The organism is Pseudomonas sp. CG7 (assembly GCF_023701885.1).
Classification (GTDB): Bacteria; Pseudomonadota; Gammaproteobacteria; order Pseudomonadales; family Pseudomonadaceae; genus Aquipseudomonas; species Aquipseudomonas zanjanensis.
In genome coordinates this window covers 1-4989 of record NZ_JABAEE010000153.1, presented here as the reverse complement: position 1 = coordinate 4989, position 4989 = coordinate 1, and the positions used below count along the sequence as shown (strand labels likewise).

General features: G+C 61.6%; 4 protein-coding genes. 3 read left to right on the top strand and 1 reads right to left on the bottom strand.

Annotation, left to right across the window (positions count from 1 at the left end; genetic code table 11):
* Positions 1-897 precede the first annotated feature (897 nt).
* Positions 898-3744: an RNA polymerase-associated protein RapA gene (gene rapA, locus HGO40_RS30140; RefSeq protein WP_250966011.1), complete on the bottom strand. Its 2847-nt coding sequence runs from the start codon at positions 3742-3744 to the stop codon at positions 898-900.
* A 229-nt stretch (positions 3745-3973) separates the two neighbouring features.
* Here rapA and HGO40_RS30135 point away from each other — a divergent pair, with 229 nt between their 5' ends.
* The 3 genes from HGO40_RS30135 (at position 3974) to ccoM (ending at position 4833) form a co-directional block, all read left to right on the top strand.
* A complete protein-coding gene (locus HGO40_RS30135) occupies positions 3974-4315 on the top strand; it encodes an aspartate-semialdehyde dehydrogenase (protein WP_250966010.1) in 342 nt (113 codons plus the stop codon).
* Between the two features lie 95 nt (positions 4316-4410).
* Positions 4411-4572, top strand: a complete 162-nt coding sequence (locus tag HGO40_RS30130) for a hypothetical protein (RefSeq protein ID WP_003198631.1) — start codon at positions 4411-4413, stop codon at positions 4570-4572.
* 144 nt (positions 4573-4716) lie between these two features.
* Complete coding sequence (gene ccoM / locus HGO40_RS30600) at positions 4717-4833, top strand: cytochrome c oxidase subunit CcoM (protein ID WP_025212288.1); 117 nt, start codon at positions 4717-4719, stop codon at positions 4831-4833.
* Positions 4834-4989 lie beyond the last annotated feature (156 nt).

Genomic DNA, 4989 nt, shown 5'->3' with positions numbered 1-4989 from the left:
CCTTACGGCGGCTCACTTTTTTTCAAACGCCAAAAAAAGTAAGCAAAAAAGGCTTGCCCCACCACTCGGTGCCTCGCTTAGGCTCGGCATGCCCTCACTCCGGCATTGCTCCGTGGGCCGCCGCGAAGGGCCATCCATGGCCCAGCGCGGCTATCCCGGCATCCATGCCGGGATGCCCACTGCGCAATGCCTGCGGTCGGCCATCGTGGTTAACGGGGCGCTCAGATCAAGATCAAGATCCAAAGCAAGAGCAAGAGCAAGAGCAAGAGCAAGAGCAAGAGCAAGAGCAAAAGCGGGGCACATGCCTGCATTTATTTGGCTGAGCCACCGCTATCGCGAGCAAGCTCGCTCCCACAATGGGCCGCAGTGAACACAAAACTCATGAACACCCAAGATCCCCTGTGGGAGCTTGCTCGCGAAGAGGCGGCACATCTAACATCACCGCAAACTGACACACCGCTATCGCGAGCAAGCTCGCTCCCACAATGGGTCTGCAGTGAACACAAGACTCATGAACACCCAAGATCCCCTGTGGGAGCGAGCTTGCTCGCGAAGAGGCCGGCGCACCAACATCACCGTCAACTGACACACCGCTTTCGCGAGCAAGCCCGCTCCCACAATGGGCCGCAGTGAACACAAAACTCATGAGCACCCAAGATCCCCTGTGGGAGCGAGCCTGCTCGCGAAGAGGCCGGCCCATCCAACATCACCGCAAACTGACCCACCGCCTTCGCGAGCAGGCTCGCTCCCACATTAGGGGAAACGCGATCACCCTGAGCCAGGTCGGCTATCAGGCCGCCTCGCGGAGGCGCTGTAAAAGCGGAACCGCCAGCGGCCGTTACCGAAAAAACGCATATACACCCGATAAAAGCACCACAGCCGGGATCCCAGCCAAACTCAGCCCGCTACCAACACCCGAATCGCCTCCAAACGCAGCGCTGCCTTCTCAAGCATCGCCAAGCCTTGCTCCCGCTGTTGGCGCAGGGCCACCAGCTCGCTGTCGCGCACGGTCGGGTGGACCGCTTGCAGGGCGGTCAGGCGTGCCAGTTCCTCGTCGGTATCGGCCGCCAGGCGGCGCTGGGCCTCGGCCACGCGCTCGGCGTGACGCGGGGCGATCTTCTCTTCGCCGGCATTGATACGAGGCGTGAGCTGGTCTCGCTGGGCCTGGATGAACTTGTTGGCGCTGGCGCGCGGCACGCTTTCGAGCTGGTCGTTCAGGGTTTCGAACGAGACCCGGGCGGCCAGGTCGTTGCCGTTGGCGTCCAACAGGCAGCGCAGGGCGGCCGGCGGCAGGTAGCGGCCCAGTTGCAGCGAGCGCGGCGCAACCACCTCACTGACGTAGAGCAGCTCCAGCAACACGGTGCCGGGCTTGAGCGCCTTGTTCTTGATCAGTGCCACGGCGGTGTTGCCCATGGAGCCGGACAGCACCAGGTCCATGCCACCTTGCACCATCGGGTGCTCCCAGGTGATGAACTGCATGTCTTCGCGCGACAGCGCCTGGTTGCGGTCATAGGTGATGGTCACGCCTTCGTCGTCGCCCAGCGGGAAGCTGGCGTCGAGCATTTTTTCGCTCGGCTTGAGGATCAGTGCGTTTTCCGAATGGTCTTCGCTGTCGATACCAAAGGCGTCGAACAGGGTTTCCATGTAGATCGGCAAGGCAAACTGGTCATCCTGCTCGAGAATGGCTTCCACCAGCGCATCGCCTTCACCGGCGCCGCCGGAGTTGAGCTCCAGCAAACGGTCGCGACCGGTGTGCAGCTCGGCCTCCAGGCGCTCGCGTTCGGTACGGGCCTCGTCGATCAGAGCCTGCCACTGGCCATCATCGGCTTCCTCCAGCAAGGGCAGCAGGCGCGGGCCGAACTGGTGTTGCAAGGCGTTGCCGGTCGGGCAGGTGTTGAGGAAGGCATTCAGGGCTTCGTGATACCACTGGAACAGCCGCGCCTGGGGGCTGGTTTCCAGGTAGGGCGCATGCAGCTCGATGGTGTGCTTCTGGCCGATCCGGTCCAGACGACCGATACGTTGTTCCAGCAGGTCCGGGTGCGCCGGCAGGTCGAACAGCACCAAATGATGGGCAAACTGGAAGTTACGCCCCTCACTGCCGATTTCCGAACAGATCAGTACCTGGGCACCAAACTCTTCGTCGGCGAAATAGGCCGCCGCGCGGTCGCGCTCCAGGATATTCATGCCTTCGTGGAACACCGTGGCCGGGATGCCGGAGCGCACGCGCAGGGCGTCCTCCAGGTCCATGGCGGTTTCGGCGTGGGCACAGATCACCAGCACTTTGGTGCGCTTGAGCATCTTCAGGGTGTCGATCAGCCACTCGACCCGCGGGTCGAAACGCCACCAGCGTTCTTCTTCGCTGGCGTCCGGCTGGGCCTGGAAGCTGACTTCCGGGTACAGCTCGGGGTGATCGCCCAAGGGCAGTTCGAGGTACTCGGCCGGGCACGGCAGCGGGTAGGCGTGCAGCTTGCGCTCGGGGAAGCCCTGTACGGCGGCGCGGGTGTTGCGGAACAGCACGCGACCGGTACCGTGGCGATCCAGCAGTTCACGCACCAGGCGAGCACTGGCTTCGACATCGCCATCATTGACGGCGGTCAGCAATGCTTCGCCTTCGTTCCCCAGGAAACCCTGGATGGTCTTGTGGGCTTCGGGCGAGAGGCGGCCTTTGTCCAGCAGCTCCTGCACGGCTTCGGCCACCGGACGATAGTTTTCGCTCTCGGCGCGGAAGGCCTTGAGGTCATGGAAACGGTTCGGGTCCAGCAGGCGCAGGCGGGCGAAATGGCTGTCCTGACCCAGTTGTTCCGGGGTCGCGGTCAGCAGCAGCACGCCCGGGATGGTTTCGGCAAGCTGCTCGACCAGGGCGTACTGCGGGCTAACCTGGTCTTCGTGCCACACCAGGTGATGGGCTTCGTCGACCACCAGCAGGTCCCAGCCGGCGGCGAACAGCGCGTCCTGGGCCTTTTCGTCGTCCACCAGCCACTCCAGCGCCACCAGGGCCAATTGGGTGTCTTCGAACGGGTTGCTGGCATCGCTTTCGATGAAGCGCTCTTCGTCGAACAGCGCGACCTGGAGGTTGAAGCGCCGACGCATTTCCACCAGCCACTGGTGCTGCAGGTTTTCCGGCACCAGGATCAGGACGCGGTTGGCACGGCCGGACAGCAACTGGCGATGGATGACCAGGCCGGCTTCGATGGTCTTGCCCAGGCCCACTTCGTCGGCCAGCAATACCCGCGGCGCAATGCGGTCGGCCACTTCACGGGCAATATGCAGTTGGTGGGCGATTGGCTGGGCACGTACGCCGCCCAGGCCCCACAGGGAAGATTGTAGCTGGCGGCTGGTGTGTTCCAAGGTGTGATAGCGCAGGGAGAACCAGGCCAGCGGGTCGATCTGGCCGGCGAACAGACGGTCGCTGGCCAGGCGGAACTGGATAAAATTCGACAATTGGGTCTCGGGCAGGGTGACCACTTCGTTCTGCTCGTTGAGACCGTGGTAGACCAGCAGCCCATCGACGTCATCGACTTCGCGCACGGTCATTTTCCAGCTTTCGAAGTGAGTGATCACATCGCCCGGCGAAAACCGTACACGGGTAAGTGGCGCATTCCGTAGCGCGTACTGGCGAGTGTCGCCAGTGGCCGGATAGAGCACGGTCAACAAGCGGCCGTCCTGTGCCAGAACGGTGCCTAAACCCAGCTCGGCTTCGCTGTCACTGATCCAGCGTTGCCCCGGTTGATACTGCTGCGCCATGCTGCCTGACTCCCGCCTTGAAAAAGCCGGTTATCTTAACGGAAGGATCCTTCATACCAAAGGATTTACGTACGCTGATTCGTCGCGATGCTACGGAACTTATGCTTGCCCGGCGATCAAACAAGCTCGGCCCTGGTCATCGCCGCAATTGCCAACTGGGTCACAAGTTTCGGACCGGCGGTTCAAGCTGCCACTTTAGCCGCCGACAACCTGAAGACAGGAGAACCTTATGTTGCCACCCATACTCCCTTTGAGCGTTGTACCCATCACCGCTCAACAGGATCCGGTTCGCCAGCGACCGGACATACCGCCCGTCGTCCCGGTGCAGCAAAGCTCCAACGAAAGCACCATCGACCTGCAAAACCGCGACCCGGAAGAGACCGCGCTGCTGTTGCGCGAGGAGCAGCAGCGCCAGCAGGAGCGCGAGCGCCGCCGCCGCGAGGCCGATGAAGACCCTGAAGAGCACCTGGCCGTACCGGGTACCGAACTCAACGCCGACAATACCGTGCCGGTGGTGCCGCTGATCGACGAAGAGCCGCGCCAAGGCCTGTGGGTCGATATCCAGATCTGATCCCGGGTGTCTGGCTGCATTCACAGGCTGGTCAACGCCGCCAACAGCCCGCATCATGGGCGCATCCGCAATTCACTGCACGATGCCCACACGCCATGAGCCAAGACGACAAGCTGATCGACCTCAGTGCCGAGCGCGCCAAGCGCGTTCACGACCTCAACGAAAAACGCCTCAATGAAGTCCGCCAGGCGTTCGAGCAGGCCATGCCGTTGGGCAAGCCCAAGAAAAAGTCGAAGAACAAGCCGAAAAAGCGCTGAACCCCCTCGATCCATTGATGCAGATCAGTTATTTCCCCACCTTTGCGCCCCGTCGAGGGCGTTATTGACCCCGGTCAATTTTCATCCAGGCCTGATTGGTTACCTTGAACCCATCGCAACAGGGGCAAGACCAGGAGGCCAGTCATGTTTTTCGATAATGTGGTGTTTGCCGGGGTGTTGACGGTCGGCCTCATGTTCGTGTTTTTCGCAGGTTTTGGATTATTCATCTGGAAAGACGCACACAAGCGGAAAAAACCGTAGGTCTTTCTGGCTACAACGAGCACGCAAGGCATTTTGGGCGACTTCGGTCGCCCTTTTTTTTGGGCAAGTTTTCTGGGCTCACGCAAAACTACTGTGGGAGCGGGCTTGCTCGCGAAAGCGTCGGGTCAGTCATCTATGCATCTGTCTCGTATACAC

Bases quoted from the DNA above. Each gene is read 5' to 3' on its own strand.
- rapA (WP_250966011.1), bottom strand. From the start codon at position 3,744: ATGGCGCAGCAGTATCAACCGGGGCAACGCTGGATCAGTGACAGCGAA.
- HGO40_RS30135 (WP_250966010.1), top strand. From the start codon at position 3,974: ATGTTGCCACCCATACTCCCTTTGAGCGTTGTACCCATCACCGCTCAA.
- HGO40_RS30130 (WP_003198631.1), top strand. From the start codon at position 4,411: ATGAGCCAAGACGACAAGCTGATCGACCTCAGTGCCGAGCGCGCCAAG.
- ccoM (WP_025212288.1), top strand. From the start codon at position 4,717: ATGTTTTTCGATAATGTGGTGTTTGCCGGGGTGTTGACGGTCGGCCTC.